A 25,283-nucleotide genomic window follows, 5' to 3' on the forward strand; every position below is an offset into this window, starting at 1 on the left:
GAGGTCGCCGTCGGAGCCCGGCCTTGAGGTTTATTCTCTCACGTCATGGCCGGGCTTGACCCGGCCACCCACGGGCCCGGGCGGGTGGGTGGATCCCGGACAAGTCCGGGGATGACGAACGAGGCGGGACGCGCAAGGCCAGAAGCCCTGGATTGCTTCGCTGCGCTCGCAATGACGAAGCGCGGGCGGAACGGTTGCGCGCAACTCCCTGCGCCGTCCTTGCGAGGAGCGCAGCGACGAANGAGAGGAGCCTCAGGGCCGGCGGCGCGTCTGCTGGTCCACATAGGCCATGGCGGCCTGGCGGTCCGTGTCGGCGGCTTCGGCGAAGTCCTTGTCGTGGAGTTCGAGGATCCACGCGTCGCGCTCGGGATTGGCCGAGTCGCGGGCCAACGTCAGCCACATCAGGCCGCGGGCCTTCTGGCGGGCGCCGGCTTCGCCGGAGAACAGCAGGTGCCCCAGCAGGGCCTGGGACTGGACGTGCCCCTTCTCGGCCGCGAGGTTCAGCCACCGGATGGCCTGGCGCGGGTCCTTCGGGCCGCCCTGGCCCTCGATCGCCATGCGGGCGAGGTTGTACTGGGCGTCGGGGTCGCCGAAATAGGTCGCCGCGTACTGGAACATGTCGCGGGCGCGCACCGGGTTGGCTTTCACCTCGGTGTTCGGGATGCCGTCCAGGAAATAGGAGCCCAGCGCCACGAAGGCGGTCGCCACGACCCGGGCGTTGGCCGAATCCGGGCTTTCGTCGGCGTTCTCGTCCGCGATGCGGGAGAAGTACTGGAAGGCTTTGAGGTCATTCTGCGGCACGCCGTCGCCGTCGGCGTACATGCGCCCGAGCTTCCACCGCGCCAGGGCATGGCCCTGCTCGGCGGCGTATTCCAGGGCCTTCACGGCGCCGACCTTGTCGCCGGCGTTGTAGTCCTTCACGCCGGAGCGCAAGGCGTCCCGGGTCGACTTGAAGACCTCGAGCGGGATGGCCGCCGTGACCTGGCCTTGAACCTTCGCGTCGAGGGCGAAAGCCGGCGCCGCCGCGAAGGCGACGCAAAGGGCCGAGAGGGAGCAAAGCAGGGTGTCGCGCGTGCGCATGGCTTCAACCGTTCCGTCCCAGCCACGCCTGCGACGAACAGCGCCTTTCTTGGCGCCCTGTCGTCAAAATCGTCGTCACGTTCACGCGCTCGTCCATCACTTCGCCTGCCTGCCCCGATCGCCGGTGAAGCCTCGGCTGTGTGCCACGCCTCCTGGCGGGCAGCAACTTCAGCGTGTCACGAGCCGTGATCTTACGGACCGCCGGTTAACGACTGGTCCGCATCCGAAAAGGGAAGCAAATTCAGTTCATTGCAGCGTGCGAACTCTCGGCGCGGTTTATGGCGGCTTCTGGGCGCGTTCGCGCCAGCCTTGGGGAGTCATGCGAATGGATTGTGGCTGTGTCCAAGCTGCAACAAAGTGGAGGTTGGGACACACTGAGGGGGCGTGCCCGTGGTCGGGCCCCCGCGCGCCGGATCGCGCTCACCTCACCAGGACCGACGGAGGACAACTCGGTGATTCCGCCGTCACCGCCGGGCTTATCCCGGGGATCCACGCGGGGCGGCCAGGCGTGGATGGCCTGGACGAGCCCGGCCATGACGAGGAGCTATCTCGGCTGGACGGAAGAGGAACCCTCGCCCATCCGCCGTCATCCCCGGCCGGAGCCGCACAGCGGCGGAGGGGAAGGGGATCCAGGGGGCCGCGCGCGCCGGGGCCGCCGGTGCGCGGGCTCGCCCGGTTCGCGGACGGGTATGTTGCCCCAAGCCCCCTGGATCCCCTTCCCGCGCCTTCGGCGCGCCGGGGATGACGCCGCACTGCGGAAACAGCCTGCGCCCCCGCAACCGGGAGCCCAGGCTCGGCTCCTCACTCCGCCGTGGCGGTGATGTTCACCTGTTCCAGCAGGGACGCGGGGTCGCCCTGGGCCATGGCGAAATCGGCCATGCCCAGCCCGCCGGGGTCGCGCGCCGAGGCCGTGACGCTCAGCCGGCCGGGCTTCACGATGAACTTCGCGACCGCCGCGCCGAGCGCCTTGGCGTTGGCGGAGCCGCCCAGCATGGCCGGGATTCCGACCTGGGCCGCGCCGCCGAGCTCCTTGCGCAGCTGGTCGGGCGATTTCTTCTGCTCCCGGGCCGTGCGCTCCAGCAGCTTCTCGGCCAGGCCCTTGTTCTCCAGCGTGAAGCCGAGCTGCTTCACCGTCGCGCCCAGCAGGGCGACCTGCGCGGTGGCGCTGTCGCCGGCGAAGACGTCCTTGGTGACGTTGCCGAGCAGGCCCTTCACCGTGAGGTTGCCCATGTTCACGCCCTGCAGGGCGATCTGGCCGATGGTGAACTCGGCCGCGTTCTCGTTCCAGCGCCCGTCGAGGCCGAAGCTGAAGTCCACGTCCTTGTAGCCCATGGACAGGAGGTCCTTCAGGCCCTCCTCCTTCGAGCCCGGCGGGATCGCCATGGTCAGCCGGTCCATGCCGACCCGAAGCGCCGTCGGGACGCCCTTCACGGGCGAGCCGGTCGAGACCTCGAAGGTCTTCAGCCCGACCCGGATGTTGGGCGCGGACGGATCCTTCGCCTTCGCCTTGTCGTCGGGCACGTTCAGGTCGATGTCGCGGATCGCAAAGGTCCCGAGATCCGGGATGAACATCCGGGGATCCAGGTCGCTCAGGTCGTTGCCCGGGTCGCCCAGGGTGGCCCGCAGGGCGTCGAGGGTCGCCTTGAACGACCAGCCGGTCTGCGAGATCGAGCCGATGCGGCCATAGCCGTTCGGGGCCGTCACATCGAGGCCCTCGAGCCGCATGTCGTTGGGCTTGCCCATGCCGGCGCCGGCGTAGCTCATGCGCGCGACCTTCACGGCCGCCTTCTCCTTGTCGGACGGCGGCGCCGTGAGGGTGATCCCGCTGGCTTCCACCAGGTCGACCGAGAAGGCCTCGAGGATGTCGACCAGCCCGTTGACGAAGCGGGCGCGCTCCGGCCCGGGCATCTTGGCCACGTCCTGCTTGCCGGCGAACTCCTCGAAGAAGGGCAGCATCGGCTCGCTGGTTGGCCGGGCCTTGAAGTTCTTGACGACCACATGGTCGATCGCGAAGCCGCCGCCCTTGTCGGCCGTGCCGGTGATCGTGTCGATGGTGAAGGCGCCGTACGCGGTCTTCGGCTCCGTGTCGCCCGGGCCGGCCTTGTCCGTGTAGATGCGCGCCACCAGCACGGTGTCCACGTCGGAGCCGGAGACCGGGCCGACGGTCCCCTTCACGCCGTCCTTGTCGGCGTGGGTTTCAAAGACGCCGCCGGAGGCCGCGAAGCTTTTCACGCGGCCCTTGTCCACGTCCACGAGGCGGATGTCCCGGTAGGTCGCCTCCACGCTCGCATTGGCCGACTTTTGCGACACCACGAGCTCCGGAATGGCGATCTGCGAGGCGCTCAGCCGCGCCAGGCGTTCCGCCATGGGCGTGCTCGACGACTTGTCGAGGAGGGCGGCGACATCCTCGCGGCTCATGGACGTGCCGGTCACGTCAACGCGCTTCAGGGCGTAGCGGGTCGCGCCGCTCTCGATCACCACATTGTCCAGGCTGACGGCGTCCGCCGCCTGCGCGGTCGCCAGAAGCGCGGAGCCCGCGTTGAGCCGCACGGCCCCGATCGTCACCCGAGCGCCGCCCGCGCCTGTCCAGGCGAGGTCGCGCAGGGCGATGCGCCCGCTCCAGGGATCGACGGAAACCGTCGCCTGCGACGCTGCTGATCCGAGCGCGGCCTGAACCTGGGCGCGCAGGGCGTGTTCGGCCCCGCCATGCGCCGCCACGGCCGCGAGCGAAACGCCGCCAGCCAGAGCCATCCACCGCGTCGCTCGCCTCATGTCCGTCTCTCCTCGGGTCGTCATCCGCAGCGGCGCATATCACGCCATCTCTTGCGAAAGGCCAAACCTATTCGAGGAGACGCTCAGCTCAAGCCGCTTCGACGTAGGTGTCCCGGATGGCCGCGATGTCGCCGAGGGAGGGCAGGCCCGCCTCGTTGCCCAGGTGCTGGATCTTGTAGCTGGACGCCGCGCGCGCAAAGGCGAAGTGCTCGGCCCAGGTCTGGCCGGGCCGCTGCAGGTAGGACGCGATATAGGAGCCGTGGAACACGTCGCCGGCGCCGCTGGTGTCGATGATGGCCGCTGTCGGCACGTTCAGCACCGGCTGGCGCCGCACCTCGCCCGTCTCGTCGTACCAGATCATGCCGCGGTCGCCCATGGTGACCCCGCCGATCTTGACCCCCTTGCGCTTCAGGACATCGAGCAGCGCCGCGGGCGAGACCTCCAGCTGTTCGGCCAGCCGCTCGGCGCAGATGGCGACGTCGATGAATTCCAGCAGCTCGTGCGTGTTCTCGCGCAGGCCGCCGCCGTCGAGCGACGTGAGGATGCCGCGTTCCCGGCAGGTGCGGGCGTAGTGGATGGCCGCGTCCGCCTGGTGCCCGTCGAGGTGCAGCGCCCGGCAGCCCGCGATGTTCAGGGTCGGGAAGGGGTGGAGATAGTGGTCGTCGCGGCAGCGGATGATGGCGCGCTTGCCGTCGTTGGGCAGCACGAAGGAGAGGGAGCTCTCCCGCACCTTCCGGCCGTGCACCGGAATGGCGTACTTGGCCGCCATGTCGAGGAACATGCGGCCGAGCCAGTCGTCCGCCAGGGACGTCAGCAAGTCCGGGACGACGCCCAGCTTGGCGCAGCAGAACGCCGCCGTGACCGCGTTCCCGCCGAAGGAGACCGCGTAGTCCTGCGCCACCGTCTTGTCGTCGCCCGTGGGGATGTGGTCCGCCAGGAAGGTGACGTCAATATAGGTCTGGCCGATGAACAGCGCTTCCATGGGGCATCTCCTCCAAGAGCGCGCATCATCTGCATTCGACCTTCGTCGAGCAAGTTCGGGCTAGCCCCCATGCTTGGGGGCCCGTCCACCCGTTCAGATCGAAAAGCTCGTCCCGCACCCGCAGGCGGCCGTGGCGTTCGGGTTTTCCACCCGGAACGACTGGCCCATGAGGTCGTCCACGAAGTCCAGCGTGGCGCCCTGGAGGAAGGGCAGCGACACCGAATCGACCAGCACCGTCACCCCGTCCCGCTCGACCGCGAGGTCGTCCGGCGCCCGGGCCGTGTCGAAGGAGAAGTCGTACTGGAATCCCGAGCACCCGCCGCCGTTCACGGCCAGGCGCAGCATGGAGCCCGGCGGCTCGGTGGCGAGCACCTTCTGGATGCGCCGCGCCGCGCGCTCGGTGACCGAGAGAGGCTGGGCCTCCGCATCGACCATGCTCATGAAAGGCCTCCGGGGGACGTCTGGCGGAAACTCCGCGCTGCTGTATATCGCATCTGCGAAGGTAAGGGCGGGGAGCCCGCAATTCAACGGCGCGGGGCCCCGGCCCCGCAGGGGAGGGACCGTCCCGTGACGCAAGGCCGCTTCGACCGCTGGCGCGCTCCCTACGCGGCCGATCCCGCCGCCAGCCGCGGCCGCCTCTATCCGGAGCCGACCTCGCCGACGCGCAGCGAGTTCCAGCGCGACCGCGACCGCATCATCCACGCCACCGCCTTTCGGCGCCTGAAGCACAAGACCCAGGTCTTCGTGTTCCACGAGGGCGACCACTACCGCACCCGGCTGACGCACACGATCGAGGTGTCCCAGATCGCCCGCGCCCTGGCCCGGGCGCTGGGGCTCGACGAGGACCTCGCCGAAGCGCTCGCGCTCTCGCACGACCTCGGCCACACGCCCTTCGGCCACACGGGCGAGGACGCGCTCGATGAGTGCATGGCGCCCTATGGCGGCTTCGACCACAACGCCCAGGCGCTGCGCGTGGTCACCCGCCTGGAGAAGCGCTACGCCGACTTCGACGGCCTGAACCTGACCTGGGAGACGCTGGAAGGCCTGGTGAAGCACAACGGCCCCCTTGTGGACGCCGCAGGCCAGCCGACGGAACGCTACCGCAAGCGGGGAGTGCCCGGCCCCATCCTGGAATACAACGCCCGCCAGGATCTCGGGCTCGACACCCACGCCGGCGGCGAGGCCCAGTGCGCCGCCATCGCGGACGACATCGCGTATGACGCCCATGACATCGACGACGGCCTGCGCGCCGGTCTGTTCGAGCTGGAGGCCCTGCGCGCCGTGCCCTTCCTGGCCGAGCTGCTGGACGAGATCGACGCCCGCTGGCCGGGCCTGGAGCGCAGCCGCGTGATCCACGAGCTCGGCCGCCGCATCATCACCCGCTTCGTCGAGGACGGCATCCGCGAGGGCGAGCGCCGGCTCGCCGCCCTGGCGCCGGCCGACGCCGACGCGATCCGCCGGGCCCCGGAGGCCACCGTGTGCTTCACGCCGGCGATGGCCGACGCTGACCGCGCCATCAAGGGCTTTCTGTTCCCCAACATGTACCGCGCCCCCAGCGTGGTGGCCGTGCGCACACAGGCCGACCAGGTCGTGCGCGACCTCTTCGGCCGCTTCTTCGCGGATCCCGCCCTCATGCCCGGCGAGTGGCACGAGGGCCTGGACGCCGCCGACGAGGCCCGCCGCGCCCGCCGGGTGGCCGACTACATCGCCGGCATGACGGACGGCTACGCGCTGACCGAGCACAGGCGCCTGTTCGACGCCACGCCCGAGCTGCGGTGAAATGCTTGCTGCCGGAACAGACCCGCCGTCATCCCCGGCCGGAGCCGCGCAGCGGCGGAGGGGAAGGGGATCCAGGCGCAGTCCGCGCCACGCTGCGCCGGCTGACCGTCGCGGAATAAGCGTCCGATCCCCTGGATCCCCTTCCCGGCCTGCATGCGCAGGCCGCCGGGATGACGGCGCGAAGCGAGGCCGTGCGGATGGCCGCATCGAGCCCGGTTGCAGGCGTCCTGTGGTCAATCCGCGCCCGCCTGTGATAGGAGGCGCGCCAACGCGTTTCACGGCCGCGAAGGCGGCCCGCAGCCCTTCGGACCCGCCATGAACATCTTCGACGACTTCCAGCGCCGGCTCGCCGCGATCATCGCGCGGCTCGGATCCGAGGGGGCGCTCCCCGCCGGCCTCGATGCCTCGAAGGTAGTCGTCGAGCCCCCGCGCGATCCGTCCCATGGCGATCTCGCCACCAACGCCGCCATGGTGCTGGCCAAGGAGGCCAAGTCCAACCCGCGCGCCCTGGCCGGCCTCATCCAGGCCGAGCTCGCCAGGGAGCCGGGCGTCGTCTCCGCCGAGATCGCCGGACCGGGCTTCATCAACATCCGTCTCGACGTCTCCATGTTCCAGGATGTCGTGCGCGCGATCGTGAGTTCCAGCAAGGACTTCGGCCGCATCGCTCGCACGTCGCTTGAGAAGGTGAACGTGGAGTACGTCTCCGCCAACCCGACCGGGCCCATGCATGTGGGCCACGGGCGCGGCGCGGTGTTCGGCGATGCGCTCGCCAACCTCCTGGCCTTCGCCGGCCAGGACGTCACGCGCGAGTACTACATCAATGACGCCGGGGCTCAGGTCGACGTTCTGGCTCGGTCGGCCTTCCTCCGCTATCGCGAGGCGCTGGGCGAGAACGTGGGGTCAATCCCGGAAGGGCTCTACCCGGGCGACTATCTCGTCCCAGTCGGCCAGAAGCTCGCCGCCGAGCACGGCCGCAGCCTTCTCGACAAGCCCGAGGCCGAGTGGCTGCCGCTCGTCCGCCAGGTCGCCATCGATATGATGATGGACATGATCCGGGCCGACCTCGCGCTGCTGAACATCAGCCACGAGGTGTTCTTCTCCGAGCGCTCCCTGTCCAAGGGCGCGGTCGACGAGATCAAGGCGACCATCGACGAGCTGCGCTCCCGCGACCTCGTCTACGAAGGCCGCCTGCCGCCGCCCAAGGGGCAGCCCGTGGAGGACTGGGAGGACCGCGAGCAGACGCTGTTCCGCGCCACGGCCTTCGGCGACGACGTGGACCGTCCGCTGCTGAAGTCGGACGGCTCCTACACCTACTTCGCGTCGGACATCGCCTACCACGCTTCCAAGTTCCGGCGCGGCTTCAAGACCATGATCGACGTCTGGGGCGCCGACCACGGCGGCTACGTGAAGCGCATGGCCGCCGCCGTGAAGGCGGTCACGGCCGGGCAGGGCGAACTCGACGTGAAGCTCTGCCAGCTCGTGCGCCTGCTGCGCAACGGCGAGCCGGTGAAGATGTCGAAGCGCGCCGGCGACTTCGTCACGCTCCGCGACGTGGTCGACGAGGTGGGCCGCGATCCGGTCCGCTTCATGATGCTGTTCCGCAAAAACGACGCGACGCTTGATTTCGACCTCGCCAAGGTCATCGAGCAGTCCAAGGAGAACCCGGTCTTCTACGTCCAATACGCCCATGCGCGCTGCAAGTCGGTGTTTCGCCAGGCCGAGCAGGCCTTCGCCGGCGCGGCGAACGATCGCGCGGCGTTGCTTGCGGCCGACCTCAAGCTTCTTTCCGATTCGGCCGAATTGGACGTCATTCGCCGTCTTTCGCAGTTTCCGCGCATCGTGGAAGCTTCAGCTTCAGCGCACGAGCCGCATCGCGTAGCCTTTTATCTCTACGATTTGGCTAGCGACTTTCACGGATTGTGGAACAGGGGCAAAGAAGCGCCGCATTTACGGTTTGTTATCGAGACTGATCGAAATTCGTCCTATGCAAGGTTGGCGCTGGTTGACGCCGTGATGTCCGTCCTTGCAGCCGGGCTGGGCATCCTCGGGGTGACCGCGCCGGACGAAATGCGCTAACGGCGCGGGGTTGTCGCAGCTGGGCATCCGTTCACGGACGGACTTGCTTTGTGCCAGAATGGGTCACACCATTCGCTGCCCCCTGCGCACGCGCGGGGAGCCCGGTCGGGTTGTCGTCGGGCTGTGACAGCGGGTGTTTCATGAACGAGTTGAACAGGCAGCGGCCGGAGATCGATCTCGATGAGCTCGAGCGCCAGCTGCGGGAGGCCGCCGGACCTCGCGCGTCTGCGAGGCCCGCGCCCACGCGTGATCATCACAACGACCCGCTCGCCGAGCTGGCCCGAATCGTGGGCCAGGACGACCCTTTCAAGGTCATGTGGCGGGACGAGGCGGCCGGCGGCCGCGTCGAGCCCCGCATGACGCATGAAGGCGGCCAGCAGGCCGCCTACCCGTCGGCTTCGTCCTTCGAGGATCAACTCGCGGCCTACGAGGGCGATGCGCAACACGGCGCGTTGCCCTACCAGCTTCGCCAGCCGTCCGCTCCCGATTTCGAGCAGCAGAATTGGGCCCTCCGCGGCGAGGCTCAGGACGACCCCCGTGGCTACGACGATCGCTACGCCCAGGCCGAGGCCGAGCCCGTCTACGAGCCGCAGGGCCAGCTGCCGCCCCACGACGAATCATTCGACGAGCCTCCGCGTCGCAGCCGCAAGTGGGCCCTGCTGGCGGGCGTCGCGGCTTGCGTCGCTCTCGTCGGCGCCGGCGCTTACGCCTTCCGGGGTTCCAGCAACGTGGTGCGCGTCGCAGGCGCGCCGCCGCTGATCAAGGCCGACACCGGTCCCTCGAAGGTCCAGCCCCAGAACCCGGGCGGCGCCGAGGTCCCGAACCAGGATAGCGCCATCTACAATCGTCCCGGCGCGTCCGAGGACCTGAAGAACGTGAAGCTGTCCGGCCGCACCGAGCAGCCGGTGGACGTGGAGCAGCTGACGCGCCGCGACCTGCCGGCTGACGCCGCTCCCAATCCGGGCGACGCCACGTCCACGGGCGGGCCCGCGGCTGCGCGGCCTGCCGCGCCCCCGTCCGGGCTGCCGCAACTGGGCGAGCCTCGCCGGGTGAAGACCGTGTCGGTCCGCCCGGATGGCACGGTGATCGACAACGAGCCCGCTCCGACCCGCGTGGCCTCGCTCGCCGCCGTCGCGCCTTCCGGGCCGGCGCCGTCCGCTTCCGCGACCCCGTCTTCGACCGGCGCGACGCCGGCTCCAGTGGCCCGGCCCAAGCCGACCCCCTCGGCGCCGCCCACGACCGCCGCGATCGCGCCGAAGCCGAAGCCCGAGGCTGCTCCGGCCACGCCGGCCGCAGCGGCTGCGCCGAAGCCCGCGCCGGCCAGGCAGCAGGTTGCCTCGACCCAGCCGAGCGCGCCTGTGGCCGAGGCCGCGTCCGGCGGATTCGCCGTGCAGCTCGCAGCGCCCCAGAGCGAGTCCGAGGCGCGCGACGTGATCGGCAAGCTGCAGAAGCGCTTCGCCAGCCAGCTCGACGGTCACACCCCTGGCGTGCGCAAGGCCGACGTCAACGGCAAGACGATCTACCGCGTCCGCGTCGGCGGCCTCTCCCGCGAGGACGCCACGGCCCTCTGCACCAAGCTGCAGGGCGCCGGCGGCCAGTGCTTCGTGGCCAAGAACTGACCTCCGCTCCTCCCTCTCCCGCCCGGCGGGAGAGGGGCAGGGGCGAGGGCCGCCGGGCGTGGTGCTCGACACGCGGCCTTCTCGCCTCCTGAAGTCGCCTTCCCGAAAACCGCGCTCGATGGCGCTGGCCCTTAGCCCCGTCCCCTGTCCCGCGATCCGGGAGAGGGAGGATGCCTCAGACATGCCCATTCGCGCCTTCATCGCCGGCTGCTCCGGCCCGGTGCTCACTCCGGATGAGATCGCGTTCTTTCGTGACGCGAACCCCTGGGGCCTCATCCTGTTCCGCCGCAACGTGGAGAGCCCCGAGCAGCTCTTGAAGCTGACGTCGGAGTTCCGCCACGCCGTCGGCCGCGCCGACGCGCCAGTCCTGATCGACCAGGAAGGGGGCAGGGTCCAGCGCATGGCCGCGCCCCACTGGCGCGCCTATCCGCCCGCGCGCCGCCTCGGCGAACTCGCCGCCAACGACCCGCTCGTCCGCCGCGAGTTGACCCGGCTCGGGGCCCGCCTCATCGCCCACGACCTGCTCACGGTGGGGATCACGGTGGATTGCCTGCCGGTGCTCGACGTGCCCGTCCCCGGCGCCCACACCATCATCGGCGACCGCGCCTACGCGGACGATCCCGAAACCATCGCCGTCCTGGGTCGCGCCGCCGGCGAAGGCCTCATGGCCGGCGGCGTTCTGCCGGTGATCAAGCACATGCCCGGCCACGGCCGCGCCAGGGCGGACAGCCACGAGGCCCTGCCGACCGTCGAGACGCCCCTCGCCGAACTCGCGGCCCGGGACTTCGCCCCCTTTGAGACCCTGGCCGACATGCCCATGGCCATGACGGCCCACGTCGTCTACGCGGCCATCGACCCGTCGGCCCCCGCCACGACCTCGCCCAAGGTTTTCGCCGAGGTCATCCGCGGGGTGATCGGCTTCGACGGCCTGGTCATGAGCGACGACATCTCCATGAAGGCCCTCACGGGCTCGCTCGGCGAACGCGCCACAGCGGCGCTGCGCGCCGGCTGCGACGTCGCGCTCTACTGCCACGGCGTCATGGCCGAGATGGAGGAGGTCGCCGCCGCGGTGCACGACCTCTCGGGCGACGCCCTCCGGCGCGCCGAGGCCGCACTGGCGCGCATCCGGCACCGGCCTGAGCCGCTGGATCCTGTGGAAGGTTGGGCGCGGCTCGAGGCCGCGCTTGCGGCGGTGGCCTGACGGGCCCACGATTCGCGCGCACATTCAGGGCGCGAATCACCGGGATTCAGTGGGCAAGATCGACCAGCAGCTCGAATTCGAGGACGCCGTCCGCGTGGATCGCGGCGAGGCGGAGCCTGCGATGATGGTGGACGTGGACGGCTTCGCCGGCCCGCTCGACCTGCTGCTGGAGCTTGCCCGCCGCCAGAAGGTGGACCTGCAGAAGATCTCCGTGCTGGCGCTGGCCGAGCAGTATCTCGTCTTCGTCGAGCAGGCCCGCACCTTCCGCCTGGAGCTCGCCGCCGACTACCTCGTGATGGCCGCCTGGCTGGCCTACCTCAAGTCGCGCCTCCTGCTTCCCGCGCCGCCGAAGCCGGACGAGCCCACGGCCGAGGAACTGGCCGAGGATCTCGCCAAGCGGCTGGTCCGCCTGGAGGCGATCCGCGCGGCCGCCCAGAAGCTCGTCGAGCGCAACCGCCTGGGGCGCGACGTCTTCGCCCGCGGCATGCCGGAGCCGGTGGTGGTCACCACCACGCCCGAGTGGGAGGCGAGCCTGTTCGACCTGCTCTCGGCCTACGCCCGCGAACGCCAGAAGCACGCGCTGTCGCACCACACCGTGGTGCGGCGGCAGGTCTGGTCCCTGGCCGAGGCGCGCGAGACGCTGCAGCGGCTCGTCGGCGTGGCGCTGGACTGGACGGTGCTGGACGAGTACCTCTCCGCCTATATGGTCGAGCCCTCCATGCGGGCCACGGTCCGGGCCTCCACCTTCGTGGCGGCCCTGGAGATGGTGCGTGAAGGCCTCCTGGACCTGCAGCAGGACCGCGCCTTCGCGCCCATCTGGCTCAAGGCGCGCTCCGCCGCGGCGGAGGCGGTGGGGGCCTGACGCAAAGCTCCCCACCGTCATGGCCGGGCTCGTCACGGCCATCCACGGCGGCGGGCCGGGTCACGGGCGCGCGGGACAAGCCTGGGCCTCACGGCCGAGAACCGAGGCGACGGAAGCATATGCGAAAGCTGAACCTGGCCGAACAGCGCGGCGGCGCCGCCACGGACGCCCTGGATGCGGCGATCGAGACCGCCTTCGACGCGGTCGAGGAGGCGCGCAGCTTCGCCGAGGCGTGCCGCATCGCCGAGGCGCTGCTGTTCGCCTCGTCCGAGCCGCTGGCGGCCGACGCCATCGCCAGCCGCCTTCCTGGAACCGTGCCCGTCGCGGCGGTGCTGCGCAGCCTGGAGCAGGAATACGCCGCGCGGGGCGTCAATCTGGTGCAACTGGCCGGCAAGTGGGCCTTCCGCACCGCCGACGACCTCGGCTACCTGCTCTCGCGCGAGGCGATCGAGCCGCGAAAGCTCTCGCGGGCGGCGCTGGAGACCCTCTCCATTATCGCCTATCACCAGCCGGTGACCCGCTCCGAGATCGAGGACATCCGTGGCGTCTCCACCAGCAAGGGCACCCTCGACGTGCTGCTCGAGACCGGATGGGTCCGCATCCGTGGCCGTCGCAAGGCGCCCGGACGCCCGGTCACCTACGGCACGAGCGAGGCGTTCCTGGTGCATTTCGGCCTGAACAGGATCGACGATCTGCCGGGCTTGGACGAACTCAAGGGCTCCGGCTTCCTCGATGGCCGGCTGCCGCCGGGCTTCGGCGTACCCACGCCTTCCGACGATCCGGCGTTGCGCGACGACGAGGAGCCGCTCGGCGAGGATCTGTTCACCGCCCTGGAGGAGGAGCGCATCAACGAGGCGCCCGAGCCCCTTAAGAGTGAAGACGACCGGTGAGCGAAGCGATCGACACGGGCGCCCGGGCCCGGCGCTGGGGCCCGCGCGGCACGGCCGGCGCCGCCATTCCGGCGGGCCTGTCCTTCGAGGGCCTGACCCACGCCTTCGGGGGCGCGCCCGTCCTGAAGGACGTGGACCTGGCGATCGAGGCGGGGGAGGTCGTCTGCCTGCTCGGCCCGTCCGGCTGCGGCAAGACGACGCTGCTGCGGCTCGCCGCTGGCGTGGAGCGCCCCACCCGGGGCCGCATCCGCCTGGACGACCGCGAGGTCGCCGGCCCCGGCGTCTTCGTCGAACCCGAGGACCGCGGCGTCGGCCTCATGTTCCAGGACTACGCCCTCTTCCCCCACCTCACCGTGATGGAGAACGTGCTCTTCGGCCTGCGCGCCCTGGCGGCCGCGGACGCGCAGACGGCCGCGCGTCGCGCGCTCGCGCGCGTGGGCATGGAGGCCTACGCCCGCGTGTACCCGGACCGCCTGTCCGGGGGCGAGCAGCAGCGCGTCGCGCTCGCGCGCGCCGTCGCCCCCCGCCCGGGCGTCCTCCTCATGGACGAGCCCTTCTCCAACCTGGACAGGCGCATGCGCGACCTCGTGCGCGAGGAGACCCTGGCGCTCTTGCGCGAGATGGGCGCCACCGCGGTGGTGGTGACCCATGACCCCGAGGAGGCCATGCGCATCGCCGACCGGGTGGTGCTGATGCGCAAGGGGGCCATCGTCCAGGCCGGGCCGGCCCGCGAGCTCTACGAGCGCCCCGTCGATCTCGCGGCCGCGCGCTTCTTCTGCGACTTCAACGAGGTGGACGGGACCGTGAAGGCGGGCAGGGCGGACACCCCGCTCGGCCTGTTCCCCGCCCCCGGCGCGCCGGACGGCCCCGCCGTGGTCTGCATCCGCCCGCAGGCCATCCGGCTGCGCGCCGCCGGCTTCTGCCTGCCGGGCCGCGTGCTGGCCCGTCGCTTCCTGGGCGAGCTCGATCTGCTCGAGATCGCCGTGCAGGGCCTCGACGCCCCGGTCCGCGCCAGGCTGCGCGGCAACCCACAGGCCGTTGAGGGCGCGGAGGTCGGCGTGGACATCGATCCGGACGAGGTTCTTGTTTTCGCCGCACCGAGCGCCTAGGTTCCGGGCGAGGTCATAAATTCGGGATCCGGCCAGCCGGATGAACCCGAGAGGGAGTTCACCATGGGTGGCGTGAGCATTTGGCACTGGATCGTGGTTGGCATCGTCGTGATGCTGCTGTTCGGTCGCGGCAAGGTGTCTGATCTGATGGGCGACGTGGCCAAGGGCATCAAGTCGTTCAAGAAGGGCATGCAGGACGATGAGGTCGAGGCCCAGGCGGCGTCCCGCCCGGCCGAGCCGGTGCGTCCCATCGAGGACCAGCGTCCCGTCGCCGCCCAGGCGCCGCTTGGCGAGCGCAAGGCGAGCTGAGGCCTTTCGGCGTCGTGGCCGGGCCCGGCCCGGCCATCCACGGCTGAACGCGGGCGCCCGCCTGGGCGTCCCGGCCGAACTCGGGCACGAGGGCGAGAGGGCACGATCAGCCCCGCTTCAGGCTCGAAATCCCGGCTTCCCTGCTTTATGAGCATGGCGCCGCCTCCGCCGAGGTGGCGCTTCGTTTCGTCCGGATGACCAGACCGCCATGTTGGATATCGGGTGGGGAGAGTTCGTCGTCATAGGCGTGGTGGCGCTTGTCGTCATCGGGCCCAAGGAACTCCCCGGCGTCCTGCGCACGGTGGGTCGGACGGTCGGCAAGGTGAAGCGGCTCGCGGGCGAGTTCCAGGGCCAGTTCCAGGACGCCATGCGCGAGATGGAGCTGGAGGAGGCCCGCAAGACGGTCGAAGGCCTCAACAACGAGGTCTCCTCCACGCTGAACACCGGTTTCAACCCGATCCAGACCATCCGGGACGAGATCAAGAGCGCGACCGAGACCCCGGCCACCGCCGCCGAGCCGCTGCCCGAGACCAAGATCGACATCCCTGAGCCGCCGCCTGTCCCGGACCTCACGCCGGAGCAGATCCAGGCGGCCTTCGCCCCCGTGGTTCCCGATCCGGAGCCCTCCGGAACGGCCGAGCCCATTGAAGCCGCGGCGCCGGAAGCGGCGCCCGAGGCTGAGGTCAAGCCGAAGCCCAAGCGGGTTCGCAAGAAGGCCGCCGCCGCCGAGCCGCCTCCCGAGGAGCCGTCGGCCGCCGACCGCGACCTGTTCGCGCCCGTAGCGGCCGTCGCGACCGCCCCCGTGGCGCCCGAGGCTGTCGAGGCCGCCGAGGCGCCCGCGGCCAAGCCCAAGCGCCGGACCGCCCGCAAGAAGACGACCACCGAGGACGAAGGTAGCGCCGGATGACCCACGAGGACATCGAGGCCACGAAGGCGCCGCTGATCGAGCACCTGATCGAGCTGCGCGCCCGCCTCATCAAGGCGCTCGCCGCTTTCGTCGTCATGTTCCTGGTCTGCTATGGCTTTTCCCAGCAGATCTACAACGTGCTGCTGGTGCCTTATCGGCTGGCTGCCGGCGACATCAACCAGGTGAAGCTGATCTACACGGCGCCGCTCGAGATCCTGTTCACCCACATCAAGCTCGCGGCGTTCGGGGCGGCCTTCTTCTCCTTTCCGGTGGTGGCGACGCAGATTTACAAATTCGTGGCGCCCGGCCTCTACAAGAACGAGAAGGACGCGTTCCGCCCCTTCCTGGTGGCCACGCCCATCCTGTTCCTGGTCGGCGCGGCCGTGGTGTTCTTCATCGCCATGCCGCTGGTGATGCGCTTCTCCATCGGCCAGCAGCAGCTGATCGAAGGCGAGGCCTCCATCCAGCTGCTTCCGAAGGTCAGCGAATACCTGTCGCTGATCATGACCCTGATCTTCGCCTTCGGCATCAGCTTCCAGCTGCCGGTGATCCTGACCCTGCTCGCCAAGGCCGGCTTCATCGACTCCCAGTTCCTCAAGGACAAGCGCCGCTACGCCATCGTGCTGGTCTTCGTCGCCGCCGCGATCCTGACGCCCCCGGACGTCATCAGCCAGCTCTCGCTCGCGATCCCGACCCTGCTCCTCTACGAGGCCTCCGTGATCGCCGTCCGCATGGCCGAAAAGAAGCGCGACCAGGCCGCGGCTGACGCCGGCGGATAGGTCCCGTCCTTGCGAGGAGCGTAGCGACGAAGCAATCCAAGAAGGGTTGCCGCCTCTCTCCCCGTCGAGGCTAAGGGCCTCTGGATTGCTTCGCTTCGCTCGCAATGGCGGAGAGGGACGTCCGTCCTTGCGAGGAGCGTAGCGACGAAGCAATCCAGGAGGGGTTGCCGCCTCTCTCCCCGTCGAGGCTAAGGGCCTCTGGATTGCTTCGCTTCGCTCGCAATGGCGGAGAGGGACGTCCGTCCTTGCGAGGAGCGTAGCGACGAAGCAATCCAGGAGGGGTTGCCGCCTCTCTCCCCGTCGAGGCTAAGGGCCTCTGGATTGCTTCGCTTCGCTCGCAATGGCGGAGAGGGACGTCCGTCCTTGCGAGGAGCGTAGCGACGAAGCAATCCAGGAGGGGTTGCCGCCTCTCTCCCCGTCGAGGCTAAGGGCCTCTGGATTGCTTCGCTTCGCTCGCAATGGCGGAGAGGGACGTCCGTCCTTGCGAGGAGCGTAGCGACGAAGCAATCCAGGAGGGGTTGCCGCCTCTCTCCCCGTCGAGGCTAAGGGCCTCTGGATTGCTTCGCTTCGCTCGCAATGGCGGAGAGGGACGTCCGTCCTTGCGAGGAGCGTAGCGACGAAGCAATCCAGGAGGGGTTGCCGCCTCTCTCCCCGTCGAGGCTAAGGGCCTCTGGATTGCTCCGCTGCGCTCGCAATGACGGAGAGGGACGTCCGTCCTTGCGAGGAGCGCAGCGACGAAGCAATCCAGGAGGCTGGGCCTCGCGCCGCCTGAGTTCAGGCCAGATCGGGATAAAGGTTCCGCCAATTCGGGTTGAAGCCTTCGATCAGGCGCAGTTTGTCCGTGCGTGATCCTCCCTTGATCTGCTTTTCACGGAAGATCGCGTCCGGCATGGTTGGGAGGCGCTCGTACCAAACGAGAAGCTTGCAGCCGTATCGAAGCGTGAAACCGGGAAGAAGGCCTTCCCGGTGCTGGTGCACTCGCATGGAGAGATTGGACGTCACGCCGGTATACAGCGTGCCATTGCGTTTGTTGGCCATGATGTAGACGGCGGGCTCTCGCATGCTTGACAAGGGTGGCCTGTTTTCGGCTGGTCGGAAACGAACCTGAGGTTGCGCCCAGACGCCTGGATTGTTTCCCTGCGCTCGCAATGACGGAGAGGCACGTCCGTCCTTGCGAGGAGCGTAGCGACGAAGCAATCCAGAGGGCTGGGCGCGTGCCTCTTCGTCGGGACGGCCCGCACCCCTGGTTTGCTTCGCTTCGCTCGCGATGACGGAGAGGGACGTCCGTCCTTGCGAGGAGCGCAGCGACGAAGCAATCCAGGAGGGCTCGGCGCGTTCCTCTCCGTCGGGACGGCCCGCGCCCCTGGATTGCTTCGCTTCGCTCGCGATGACGGAGAGGCACGTCCGTCCTTGCGAGGAGCGCAGCGACGAAGCAATCCAGAGGGCTGGGCGCGTGCCTCTTCGTCGGGACGGCCCGCACCCCTGGTTTGCTTCGCTTCGCTCGCGATGACGGAGAGGGACGTCCGTCCTTGCGAGGAGCGCAGCGACGAAGCAATCCAGGAGGGCTCGGCGCGTTCCTCTCCGTCGGGACGGCCCGCGCCCCTGGATTGCTTCGCTTCGCTCGCGATGACGGAGAGGCACGTCCGTCCTTGCGAGGAGCGCAGCGACGAAGCAATCCAGAGGGCTGGGCGCGTGCCTCTTCGTCGGGACGGCCCGCGCCCCTGGTTTGCTTCGCTGCGCTCGCAATGACGGAGAGGGACGTCCGTCCTTGCGAGGAGCGCAGCGACGAAGCAATCCAGAGGGCTCGGCGCGTGCCTCTCCGTCGGGACGGCCCGCGCCCCTGGATTGCTTCGCTGCGCTCGCGATGACGGAGAGGGACGTCCGTCCTTGCGAGGAGCGCAGCGAAGCAATCCAGGAGGGCTCGGCGCGTGCCTCTCCGTCGGGACGGCCCGCGCCCCTGGATTGCTTCGCTGCGCTCGCAATGACGAGGCCAGAGGGCGCCAGCCGCTTTGCCCTGTTGCCACCGCGGCCACGGTGCGCCAAACAGCATGCGCGGCGACTCTTGCCGTGCGGACTGGGATTGGGCAGCGCGCCATGTACGACATCAAGTGGATCCGCGAGAACGCGAGCGCCTTCGACGCTGGGCTGGAAAGCCGTGGCGCGGCGCCCCTGTCCGCGCAGCTGCTGGCCATTGATGATCGTCGCCGCGCCGCCATCGCCCGCGCCCAGGCGTCCCAGGAGCGCCGCAACGCGCTCTCCAAGGAGATCGGCCAGGCCATGGCCGCCAAGGACCAGGCCCGGGCGGATGCCCTGAAGGCCGAGGTCGCCGGCCTCAAGGACGCGCTCGCGGCCGCCGAGGCCGAGGAGAAGGCCACCGTCGCCGAACTCGACAAGGCCCTGGCCGCGATCCCGAACACGCCGCTGCCCGAGGTGCCCCTGGGGCGCGACGAGCACGACAATGTCGAGATGCGCAAGGTCGGCGCCCCGCGCACGGCGGCCGCGCTGGGCTTCGCCCCCAGGCAGCACTTCGAGGTGGGCGAAGGGCTCGGCCTCATGGACTTCGAAGCCGCCGCCAAGCTCTCGGGCGCCCGCTTCGTCGTCAACAAGGGCGGCCTCGCCCGGCTGGAGCGCGCCCTCGGCCAGTTCATGCTCGACCTGCACACCCAGGAGCATGGCTACACGGAGGTGAACCCGCCGCTGCTAGTGAAAGACGAAGCATTTTTCGGAACAAACCAGTTGCCAAAGTTTGAAGACGACTTGTTCTTCGTTCCCCGTATTAATGATGCACAATTGTATCATCTCGCGGAGTTATTGGGGAAACAAGGTGCTGATGCAGATATCGCGCTAGCGAATAAATTCGGGCTCCCCAAAATCTATGAGTTGGCCGAAAAGCTTGCTGAAGTTCGAAAGGATGAGGAGTGGAATCCCGCTGCTCGTGCGGAGGCCCGAAGGCTTGAAGTTGAGCTCATTCGGGCCAAGCTAGAACGGACTCTCGGTGAATCTCGTCTCGGCCTCATCCCCACCGCCGAGGTCCCGCTCACCAACCTCGTCCGCGAGTCCATCCTGGACGAGCGCGAGCTGCCGCTGCGCTTCACCGCCTGCACGCCCTGCTTCCGCGCGGAGGCGGGCGCGGCCGGGCGCGACACGCGCGGCATGATCCGCCAGCACCAGTTCACCAAGGTCGAGTTGGTCTCCGTCACCACGCCCGAGACCTCCAGGGACGAGCATGAGCGCATGACCGCCTGCGCCGAGGAGGTGCTGAAGCGCCTCGACCTGGCCTATCGCGTCGTCACGCTCTGCACCGGCGACATGGGCTTCGGCGCCCAGAAGACCTACGACATCGAGGTCTGGCTGCCCGGCCAGGACGCCTACCGCGAGATCTCGTCCTGCTCCGTCTGCGGCGAGTTCCAGGCCCGGCGCATGAACGCCCGCTTCCGCCCGGCGGAGGGCAAGAATACCCGCTTCGTCCACACCCTGAACGGCTCCGGCGTGGCGGTTGGCCGCGCGCTGGTGGCCGTGCTCGAGACCTATCAGAATGCCGACGGCTCCGTCACGGTCCCGTCGGCGCTGCAGCCCTACATGGGCGGCCTCACCCGCATCGAGAAGGCGGCCTGACCCATGCGCATCCTGGTCACCAACGACGACGGCATCCACGGCCCAGGCCTCGCGGTGTGCGAGGCGATCGCCCGCGCCCTGTCCGACGACGTCTGGACGGTCGCGCCCGAAACGGACCAGTCGGGCGTGGCCCATTCGCTCTCGTTGAGCGATCCGCTGCGCCTGCGCCAGGTGGACGAGCGCCGCTTCGCCGTGAAGGGCACGCCCACCGATTGCGTCATCATGGGCGTGCGGCACATCCTCAAGGACAAGAAGCCGGACCTCGTGCTCTCCGGCGTCAACAAGGGCCAGAACGTCGCCGAGGACGTCACCTATTCGGGCACCGTCGCCGGCGCCATCGAGGCGACGATCCTGGGCATCCCGGCGGTCGCCCTGTCCCAGGCCTACGGGCCGCAGGGGCGCGATCACATCAACTGGGAAGCGGCCGAGCGCCACGCGCCTGACATCATCCGCAAGGTGCTGGAGGCGGGCGTCCCCGCCGGCGTGCTGGTCAACGTCAACTTCCCGAACTGCGCCCCCGGCGCGGAGCTCAAGGCCGTCGTGGGAACGCAGGGCTGGCGCTCCCAGGAGCTGCTGCGCATCGAGGAGCGCGCCGACGGGCGCGGGCTGCCCTATTACTGGATCGGCTTCGTGCGCGGGCGCTACGACCTGGAGCAGGGCTCCGACCTGCACGCGCTGGCCAATGGCCGCATCTCCGTGACGCCCCTGCGCATCGACCTCACCGACGAGCCGACGCTGACGCGCTACGCGCAGCTGTTCGGCGGCTGAGGGGGCCGTGAGCGTCGGCCTCGATCCGGGAGCGGCCGAGGCGCGCATCGCCTTCCTGCTGACGCTCCGGTCCAAGGGCCTGCGCGACACGCGCGTGCTGGGCGCCTTCGAGACGGTGCCGCGGGCCCGCTTCGTGCCGCAGCGCTATGTCGATCTCGCGCTGACCGATGTCTCGCTGCCGCTCGCCTGCGGCCAGACGACCCTCGCGCCCTCCGTGATGGCCGAGATGATCACGGCCCTCGAGCTCAAGCCCGAGCACCGCGTCCTGGAGATCGGGGCCGGCTCGGGCTACGGCGCCGCCATCCTGGCCAGGCTGGCGAAGGAGGTCGTCTCCCTCGAGCGCTATCGCTCGCTGGCCATCGAGGCGCAGGCGCGGCTCAGGGCCCAGGGCGTCGAGAACGCCGTCGTGCATCTCGCGGACGGCCGCCTGGGCTGGCCGGAAGGCGCGCCCTATGACCGCATCCTGATCCACGCCGCCGTTGAGAAGCTGCCGCCGGCGCTCGTCTCGCAGCTGGCGCCCACGGGCCGGATCATCGCCGTGGAGCGGGGAGGGGGGCGGTCGTCGCTGTCCCGCTTCACCCACGGGACCGGCCTCAGCGACATGGTGCGCGTCACCCTCGCGCCGCTGAGCCTGCCGCTCCTGATGGAGGGCGTGGCGGAGAGCCTCTGACGGGTTTTCCGGCGCGTGCGGCCCAACTGTTCGCGGGAAGGGCAGCTCACGCCCGTATAGTGAATCGAATTCGCCCAAAGCGCGCGGCGCCAACCATTCCTTAACCCCAACGCGGCTTTAATCCCACTCACGGTTCAGCGTCGTGGTTCGAGTGGGTAGTGTCATGCGTGTGCGTCCTGGCTCCGCCGTTGTGCGGTCGGTTCCTCGCCTCCTGGTTGTCGCGCTCGTGGGCGGCTCCGCGGCGGCCTGCAGCTCCGACGCAATGCGCTTCGGGGACAATCCCTTCCAGAATCCGTTCCAGAATTCCGCCCGCTTCGAGCCTGGGAGCACGGGCAGCGTGCAGCCGGCGCCGCAGCGCCAGGCGCAATCCTATGGGGCTGCCCCCGCAGGCGCGGTGACCTCCGCGCCGCTCGCCGCGCCCGCTCCTGTCGCCTCCGCCCCGCTGCCCCCGCCGTCCGGCCCCGTCTACCACCAGCCGCGCGTCGCCGCCGTGGCGCCGGTCGCGCCTGCGCCGCTCTCTCCGAACATGCCCGCGAGCCCCGTCATGAAGGGCTGGACCGCCCAGGGCGGCTCCACCGTGACGCTCGGCCAGGGCGAGACCGTCGCCGCCCTGTCGAACCGCTACGGCGTGCCGGAGCAGGCCATCCGGTCCGTGAACGGGCTGGCGCCCGGCGCGCGTCCCGGCCCCGGGGCCCAGCTGATCATCCCGGTCTACAACGCCGCGGGGGCGTCGGCTCCTGCCGCCCATGCCGCGATGGCCGCCGCTCCCGCGGCGTCGGCGCCGATCTCCCACGCGCCGCAGCAGGCCAGCCGTCAGGTCGGCAAGGCCCGCATGCAGCTCGTCCAGGGCGCGCGCCCTGCCGCGGAAGCGGCGCCCGCCGTCCAGGCCCGCGCCGAGCCGGTCCGCGCCGCGGCGCCGGTCGTGGCCGCGGCGAAGCCTCAGCCCCATCAGCAAGCGATGGCCGCGCCGGCCCACCAGGTCGCCGCCCGCGGCATGCCGAAAGTCGCGCCCGCGCCGGTCGCCCAGGCCAAGGTGGCCGCGGCTCCCGCGAAGCCCGTCGTCGCCGCCCCGGCGCCCGCGCCCGTGAAGGTCGCCGCCGTGAAGCCGGTCGAGACCGCGAAGCCCGCCAAGGCGGTCGAGCCGCCGCCGGCCGCCGCCCCCGTCAAGGCGACCGCCTACGCCCCGGCGGCCACGCCCGCTCCGGCCGCCGAGCCGGCCGAAACGGCGAGCATCCAGCCGGCTGGCCGCTCCGGCGGCTCCGAGTTCCGCTGGCCGGCCCGCGGCCGCGTCATCACCGGCTTCAACAAGCAGGGCGGCAATGACGGCATCAACATCGCGCTCCCGGAGGGCACGCCCGTGAAGGCGGCCGAGGCCGGTGAGGTCGCCTATGCGGGCAACGAGCTGAAGGGCTACGGCAACCTGGTGCTCATCCGCCATCCGGACGGCTGGGTCTCGGCCTACGCCCATAACGGCGAGCTGAAGGTGAAGCGCGGCGACAAGATCTCCCGCGGCCAGGTGCTGGCGCTGTCGGGCCAGAGCGGCAACGTCTCCTCGCCCCAGCTCCACTTCGAGCTGCGCAAGGGCTCGACCCCGGTCGACCCGATGCCGCACCTCGCGTCCAACTGATCCCGGCACGGGATTCCGGAAAGTCGACCAGCGCCCGCGAGACACGAGGTCTGGTCGGTCGTAGGCGGGCGGCGCGTCGGGCGCCGCCCGCTTTTTCATGTGGGTGGCATCGCAGGAAACGGGTGCAGCAAGCGGGTGGCTGGCGCCATCCGGTCCCGCTCTGATGGGGCTCCGCAGACAGGAGACCCGCCATGAATTTCCGCATCACCGGCCTCGACCCGGCGCCGTTCCGCCCGCTCTTCGGCCGCTCGGACGAGGAACTCGCCGCCCAAGGCGTCCTCCGCTATCGCGCCGACGCCGCTTCGCACTTCCCAGACCGCGTCGAAATGCGCGAGGCCCGGCCCGGCGAAACCGTGCTGCTGCTCAATCACGTGTGCCAGCCCGCCGCGACCCCGTATCGCACGGCGCACGCCATCTTCGTGCGCGAAGGCGCCGAACTCCGCTTCGACCGCGTGGACGAGGTGCCCCCCGTGATGCGCACCCGCCTTCTGTCGCTGCGGGCTTTTGACGCCCGGGGCATGATGGTGGATGCCGACGTCGTCGAGGGAGCGAGCGTCGAAGGCCTCATCGAGCGGCTGTTCGCCAATCCCGACGCATCCTACATCCACGCCCACAACGCCCGGCGCGGATGCTATTCGGGCCGCATCGATCGCGCCTGAGGCCGTCAGGCGCCCCGCTTCAGGTTGGGATGCTGCGCCCGGTCCAGCAGCGTCGTGTGCTGGGCCAGGACCCAGGCGGTGCTGCCCACGATCAGCGGGTCCGGGCCCTTCACCACATGCCCGTCCCTGTCGGGGTAGGGAACCTGGGCCAGGAAGTGCTGCATGGCGTTGAGCCGCGCCCGCTTCTTGTCGTCCGACTTGATGATCGTCCAGGGCGCATCGGCGGTGTCCGTGTAGAAGAACATCGCCTCCTTGGCCTCCGTGTACTCGTCCCACTTGTCGAGCGAGGCGCGGTCGATGGGCGACAGCTTCCACTGCTTGAGCGGATCCGTCTCGCGCGCCTTGAAGCGGCGCAGCTGCTCGTCGCGGGTAACGGAGAACCAGAACTTGAAAAGCCGGATGCCGGAGCGCACCAGCATGCGCTCGAGCTCGGGCGTCTGGCGCATGAACTCCAGGTACTCCTGCGGGGTGCAGAAGCCCATCACCCGCTCGACGCCCGCGCGATTGTACCAGGAGCGGTCGAAGAACACGATCTCGCCCGCCGCAGGCAGCTGCTCGACGTAGCGCTGGAAGTACCACTGGGTCCGCTCGCGCTCGTTGGGCTTCTCCAGCGCCACCACCCTGGCGCCGCGCGGGTTCAGGTGCTCCATGAAACGCTTGATGGTGCCGCCCTTGCCGGCGGCGTCCCGGCCCTCAAAGAGCACGACGATCTTCTCGCCGCTCTCCTTCACCCAGTTCTGCATCTTGAGCAGCTCCACCTGGAGCGGCATCACGTGCTCCATGTAGGAGCCGTTGCTCATGCGCGTGGTGTACGGGTATTCGCCCGTTTCGAAGCTGCGGCGGATGGCGTCCGGGTCGCGGGACAGCGGCGCGCGGCGAGGCTTTGCGGCCGGAGCGTCGCCGCTCACGGCGGTCGGGGAAGCCGGTTCAGGCGCAACGGTGGCGACCTTGACCTCCGCGCCGGGCTGGGGGGCTTTCTCTTCGAGCGTGTCGGTCATGGAGGCCTCCGAGTTCACACTCGGAAGTTCACTCCTGCTCGGCTGAAGCTTCCTTGACCTCGGTCAAAACCAGGCGAAACCCAGGCCCCCTACAAGAGGAGCCCCGCCGAAGCGGGGCTGAGTTCTCAGGGAGGAAGTCGTCACGAAGAGAAGACTACCACCGATCCACTGTTCGGCGAGTATCAAAAAGGCCACAACCCGGAATTGATTTGATCAATTCGTTTCCGCCGTCTCGTGAAGGCTCGGCTTGTCCGGATCCTCAAGCCCCGATTTGTCGTTTTCGTTGCGATCAAAGGCCGCTTCGATCAACCGGCAGTAGTCATCCCGGGCGAAATCCTGGCCCAGATCACTGTCCACATTCAGATGGCAGCCCCAGCCGGCTCGCAACATCTGATGGCTTGGTTCGCTGAGGGCCAGCCTGACGGCCCGGATGATGGCCATGACCTCGCGGTCGCCCACCGCGAGCGCTTCGTCGCAGTTACGGAGCTGGCGAGCGATCTCTCGAGCGAGGCTCTCGATCTTAGACATGCTGCCCTCCCGTTCATGGTTAGAACGGACTAATCCCAGTGTCGGACCAGCTG

The 25,283-nt window shown here is 69.6% G+C and carries 22 protein-coding genes; 15 read left to right on the forward strand and 7 right to left on the reverse strand.

The window, feature by feature from the left end; all coding sequences use genetic code 11:
- Window positions 1–252: 252 nt before the first annotated feature.
- The 4 genes from SLNSH_RS22200 to erpA form a co-directional block, all read right to left on the reverse strand.
- Window positions 253–1,080, reverse strand: a complete 828-nt coding sequence (locus SLNSH_RS22200) for a tetratricopeptide repeat protein (protein WP_106340103.1) — start codon at window positions 1,078–1,080, stop codon at window positions 253–255.
- An 801-nt stretch (window positions 1,081–1,881) separates the two neighbouring features.
- On the reverse strand, window positions 1,882–3,852 hold the full coding sequence (locus SLNSH_RS22205) for a hypothetical protein (protein WP_146140351.1): 1,971 nt from the start codon (window positions 3,850–3,852) through the stop codon (window positions 1,882–1,884).
- Window positions 3,853–3,940: 88 nt separating this feature from the next.
- On the reverse strand, window positions 3,941–4,834 hold the full coding sequence (locus tag SLNSH_RS22210) for a sugar kinase (protein WP_106340107.1): 894 nt from the start codon (window positions 4,832–4,834) through the stop codon (window positions 3,941–3,943).
- 93 nt (window positions 4,835–4,927) lie between these two features.
- Window positions 4,928–5,269, reverse strand: coding sequence for an iron-sulfur cluster insertion protein ErpA (gene erpA / locus SLNSH_RS22215; protein WP_106340163.1), 342 nt, complete (start codon window positions 5,267–5,269; stop codon window positions 4,928–4,930).
- 132 nt (window positions 5,270–5,401) lie between these two features.
- Here erpA and SLNSH_RS22220 point away from each other — a divergent pair, with 132 nt between their 5' ends.
- The 10 genes from SLNSH_RS22220 (at window position 5,402) to tatC (ending at window position 16,365) form a co-directional block, all read left to right on the forward strand.
- Window positions 5,402–6,613 carry a deoxyguanosinetriphosphate triphosphohydrolase gene (locus SLNSH_RS22220; RefSeq protein WP_106340109.1) on the forward strand — a complete coding sequence of 404 codons (1,212 nt, stop codon included), beginning with the start codon at window positions 5,402–5,404 and terminating at the stop codon, window positions 6,611–6,613.
- A gap of 315 nt (window positions 6,614–6,928) precedes the next feature.
- A complete protein-coding gene (gene argS / locus SLNSH_RS22225; protein ID WP_106340111.1) occupies window positions 6,929–8,689 on the forward strand; it encodes an arginine--tRNA ligase in 1,761 nt (586 codons plus the stop codon).
- A 140-nt stretch (window positions 8,690–8,829) separates the two neighbouring features.
- Entirely contained in the window at window positions 8,830–10,308 is a 1,479-nt protein-coding gene (locus tag SLNSH_RS22230) for an SPOR domain-containing protein (RefSeq protein ID WP_106340113.1), read from the forward strand.
- 181 nt (window positions 10,309–10,489) lie between these two features.
- Entirely contained in the window at window positions 10,490–11,509 is a 1,020-nt protein-coding gene (gene nagZ / locus SLNSH_RS22235; protein WP_106340115.1) for a beta-N-acetylhexosaminidase, read from the forward strand.
- Between the two features lie 58 nt (window positions 11,510–11,567).
- Window positions 11,568–12,371 (forward strand): segregation and condensation protein A, encoded by an 804-nt coding sequence (locus SLNSH_RS22240; protein ID WP_106340165.1) that lies wholly within the window; start codon window positions 11,568–11,570, stop codon window positions 12,369–12,371.
- 119 nt (window positions 12,372–12,490) lie between these two features.
- Window positions 12,491–13,261, forward strand: a complete 771-nt coding sequence (gene scpB, locus SLNSH_RS22245; protein WP_106340117.1) for an SMC-Scp complex subunit ScpB — start codon at window positions 12,491–12,493, stop codon at window positions 13,259–13,261.
- On the forward strand, window positions 13,258–14,370 hold the full coding sequence (locus tag SLNSH_RS22250; RefSeq protein WP_245422454.1) for an ABC transporter ATP-binding protein: 1,113 nt from the start codon (window positions 13,258–13,260) through the stop codon (window positions 14,368–14,370). Before scpB ends, SLNSH_RS22250 begins: the two co-directional genes overlap by 4 nt.
- Before the next feature lie 63 nt (window positions 14,371–14,433).
- A complete protein-coding gene (locus SLNSH_RS22255) occupies window positions 14,434–14,679 on the forward strand; it encodes a twin-arginine translocase TatA/TatE family subunit (RefSeq protein ID WP_106340119.1) in 246 nt (81 codons plus the stop codon).
- Window positions 14,680–14,887: 208 nt separating this feature from the next.
- Entirely contained in the window at window positions 14,888–15,586 is a 699-nt protein-coding gene (tatB, locus tag SLNSH_RS25250; protein WP_210202563.1) for a Sec-independent protein translocase protein TatB, read from the forward strand.
- On the forward strand, window positions 15,583–16,365 hold the full coding sequence (gene tatC / locus SLNSH_RS22265) for a twin-arginine translocase subunit TatC (RefSeq protein ID WP_106340121.1): 783 nt from the start codon (window positions 15,583–15,585) through the stop codon (window positions 16,363–16,365). The genes tatB and tatC overlap by 4 nt, the downstream gene beginning before the upstream one ends.
- A gap of 774 nt (window positions 16,366–17,139) precedes the next feature.
- Here the strand turns inward: tatC and SLNSH_RS22270 are convergent.
- Window positions 17,140–17,427, reverse strand: a complete 288-nt coding sequence (locus SLNSH_RS22270; protein WP_106340123.1) for a GIY-YIG nuclease family protein — start codon at window positions 17,425–17,427, stop codon at window positions 17,140–17,142.
- 1,032 nt (window positions 17,428–18,459) lie between these two features.
- Here SLNSH_RS22270 and serS point away from each other — a divergent pair.
- From serS to SLNSH_RS22295, 5 genes are all read left to right on the forward strand, one after another.
- Complete coding sequence (serS, locus tag SLNSH_RS22275) at window positions 18,460–19,980, forward strand: serine--tRNA ligase (protein WP_106340125.1); 1,521 nt, start codon at window positions 18,460–18,462, stop codon at window positions 19,978–19,980.
- Between the two features lie 3 nt (window positions 19,981–19,983).
- Complete coding sequence (surE, locus tag SLNSH_RS22280) at window positions 19,984–20,748, forward strand: 5'/3'-nucleotidase SurE (RefSeq protein WP_106340127.1); 765 nt, start codon at window positions 19,984–19,986, stop codon at window positions 20,746–20,748.
- Between the two features lie 7 nt (window positions 20,749–20,755).
- Window positions 20,756–21,418: a protein-L-isoaspartate(D-aspartate) O-methyltransferase gene (locus SLNSH_RS22285; protein WP_106340129.1), complete on the forward strand. Its 663-nt coding sequence runs from the start codon at window positions 20,756–20,758 to the stop codon at window positions 21,416–21,418.
- A gap of 163 nt (window positions 21,419–21,581) precedes the next feature.
- Window positions 21,582–23,045 carry a LysM peptidoglycan-binding domain-containing M23 family metallopeptidase gene (locus tag SLNSH_RS22290; protein WP_245422455.1) on the forward strand — a complete coding sequence of 488 codons (1,464 nt, stop codon included), beginning with the start codon at window positions 21,582–21,584 and terminating at the stop codon, window positions 23,043–23,045.
- Window positions 23,046–23,236: 191 nt separating this feature from the next.
- On the forward strand, window positions 23,237–23,704 hold the full coding sequence (locus SLNSH_RS22295; RefSeq protein ID WP_106340131.1) for a DUF1203 domain-containing protein: 468 nt from the start codon (window positions 23,237–23,239) through the stop codon (window positions 23,702–23,704).
- Window positions 23,705–23,709: 5 nt separating this feature from the next.
- On the opposite strand, the gene ppk2 is transcribed toward SLNSH_RS22295, so the two are convergent.
- The gene (ppk2, locus tag SLNSH_RS22300; RefSeq protein WP_106340171.1) at window positions 23,710–24,702 is read right to left on the reverse strand and encodes a polyphosphate kinase 2; all 993 of its coding nucleotides are present in this window, start codon (window positions 24,700–24,702) and stop codon (window positions 23,710–23,712) included.
- A gap of 213 nt (window positions 24,703–24,915) precedes the next feature.
- Window positions 24,916–25,230, reverse strand: coding sequence for a hypothetical protein (locus SLNSH_RS22305; RefSeq protein WP_106340133.1), 315 nt, complete (start codon window positions 25,228–25,230; stop codon window positions 24,916–24,918).
- Window positions 25,231–25,283 lie beyond the last annotated feature (53 nt).

It is taken from the genome of Alsobacter soli (genome assembly GCF_003004785.1).
Lineage (GTDB): Bacteria > Pseudomonadota > Alphaproteobacteria > Rhizobiales > Beijerinckiaceae > Alsobacter > Alsobacter soli.

What these genes read in the sequence shown, in the direction of transcription:
- SLNSH_RS22200 (WP_106340103.1), bottom strand. Translation starts at nt 1,080, where the DNA reads ATGCGCACGCGCGACACCCTGCTTTGCTCCCTCTCGGCCCTTTGCGTC.
- SLNSH_RS22205 (WP_146140351.1), bottom strand. Translation starts at nt 3,852, where the DNA reads ATGAGGCGAGCGACGCGGTGGATGGCTCTGGCTGGCGGCGTTTCGCTC.
- SLNSH_RS22210 (WP_106340107.1), bottom strand. Translation starts at nt 4,834, where the DNA reads ATGGAAGCGCTGTTCATCGGCCAGACCTATATTGACGTCACCTTCCTG.
- erpA (WP_106340163.1), bottom strand. Translation starts at nt 5,269, where the DNA reads ATGGTCGATGCGGAGGCCCAGCCTCTCTCGGTCACCGAGCGCGCGGCG.
- argS (WP_106340111.1), top strand. Translation starts at nt 6,929, where the DNA reads ATGAACATCTTCGACGACTTCCAGCGCCGGCTCGCCGCGATCATCGCG.
- SLNSH_RS22230 (WP_106340113.1), top strand. Translation starts at nt 8,830, where the DNA reads ATGAACGAGTTGAACAGGCAGCGGCCGGAGATCGATCTCGATGAGCTC.
- nagZ (WP_106340115.1), top strand. Translation starts at nt 10,490, where the DNA reads ATGCCCATTCGCGCCTTCATCGCCGGCTGCTCCGGCCCGGTGCTCACT.
- scpB (WP_106340117.1), top strand. Translation starts at nt 12,491, where the DNA reads ATGCGAAAGCTGAACCTGGCCGAACAGCGCGGCGGCGCCGCCACGGAC.
- SLNSH_RS22255 (WP_106340119.1), top strand. Translation starts at nt 14,434, where the DNA reads ATGGGTGGCGTGAGCATTTGGCACTGGATCGTGGTTGGCATCGTCGTG.
- tatB (WP_210202563.1), top strand. Translation starts at nt 14,888, where the DNA reads ATGTTGGATATCGGGTGGGGAGAGTTCGTCGTCATAGGCGTGGTGGCG.
- tatC (WP_106340121.1), top strand. Translation starts at nt 15,583, where the DNA reads ATGACCCACGAGGACATCGAGGCCACGAAGGCGCCGCTGATCGAGCAC.
- SLNSH_RS22270 (WP_106340123.1), bottom strand. Translation starts at nt 17,427, where the DNA reads ATGCGAGAGCCCGCCGTCTACATCATGGCCAACAAACGCAATGGCACG.
- serS (WP_106340125.1), top strand. Translation starts at nt 18,460, where the DNA reads ATGTACGACATCAAGTGGATCCGCGAGAACGCGAGCGCCTTCGACGCT.
- surE (WP_106340127.1), top strand. Translation starts at nt 19,984, where the DNA reads ATGCGCATCCTGGTCACCAACGACGACGGCATCCACGGCCCAGGCCTC.
- SLNSH_RS22290 (WP_245422455.1), top strand. Translation starts at nt 21,582, where the DNA reads ATGCGTGTGCGTCCTGGCTCCGCCGTTGTGCGGTCGGTTCCTCGCCTC.
- SLNSH_RS22295 (WP_106340131.1), top strand. Translation starts at nt 23,237, where the DNA reads ATGAATTTCCGCATCACCGGCCTCGACCCGGCGCCGTTCCGCCCGCTC.
- ppk2 (WP_106340171.1), bottom strand. Translation starts at nt 24,702, where the DNA reads ATGACCGACACGCTCGAAGAGAAAGCCCCCCAGCCCGGCGCGGAGGTC.
- SLNSH_RS22305 (WP_106340133.1), bottom strand. Translation starts at nt 25,230, where the DNA reads ATGTCTAAGATCGAGAGCCTCGCTCGAGAGATCGCTCGCCAGCTCCGT.